Source organism: Dysgonomonas mossii (genome assembly GCF_004569505.1).
Classification (GTDB): Bacteria; Bacteroidota; Bacteroidia; order Bacteroidales; family Dysgonomonadaceae; genus Dysgonomonas.
In genome coordinates this window covers 1-555 of the sequence record NZ_SPPK01000031.1, presented here as the reverse complement: position 1 = coordinate 555, position 555 = coordinate 1, and the positions used below count along the sequence as shown (strand labels likewise).

Sequence of the window (555 nt, the reverse complement as noted above, 5' to 3'; positions counted from 1 at the left end):
CGTTACGATTGTATTGTTGAATGTTGAGCGAATGTGAGCAACACCACTTTCGATATTCTTTTTCACTCTACGTTTACGAGATACTTGTTTACGTGCCATTTATATGTGCCTCCTTTACTTATTATTTTTTCTTGTTCGCTACTGTTTTAACTGGTCCTTTACGCGTACGCGCATTGTTCTTAGTTTTTTGACCACGAACTGGTAAACCACGACGATGGCGGATACCACGATATGAAGCTATTTCCATTAAACGTTTAATGTTTAAGTTTGTTTCACGACGAAGGTCACCTTCAACTTTGTAGTTATCCACAACTTCACGGATACGACCTAATTCGTCATCTGTTAAATCACGAACACGTGTGTCTTCAGATACGTTTGCTTCTTTAAGAATTTGTTGTGCTGTTGTTTTTCCGATACCATATACGTAAGTTAACGAAATTACTATGCGTTTCTCACGTGGTACGTCAATACCTGCAATACGAGCCATTTATTTACACCTCTCTTTTATTAGCCTTGTTTTTGTTTGTGTTTTGGATTTTCACAAATCACCATTAC

Annotated in this window: 2 protein-coding genes; both read right to left on the bottom strand. The window is 37.5% G+C overall.

Going from position 1 to position 555, the window contains the following annotated elements; all coding sequences use genetic code 11:
- Window positions 1-121 precede the first annotated feature (121 nt).
- Complete coding sequence (rpsM, locus tag E4T88_RS17280) at window positions 122-487, bottom strand: 30S ribosomal protein S13 (protein WP_016998821.1); 366 nt, start codon at window positions 485-487, stop codon at window positions 122-124.
- A 20-nt stretch (window positions 488-507) separates the two neighbouring features.
- On the bottom strand, window positions 508-555 hold a 48-nt coding region (gene rpmJ, locus E4T88_RS18455), incomplete at its 5' end, for a 50S ribosomal protein L36 (protein WP_080029879.1).

What these genes read in the sequence shown, in the direction of transcription:
- rpsM (WP_016998821.1), bottom strand. Translation starts at nt 487, where the DNA reads ATGGCTCGTATTGCAGGTATTGACGTACCACGTGAGAAACGCATAGTA.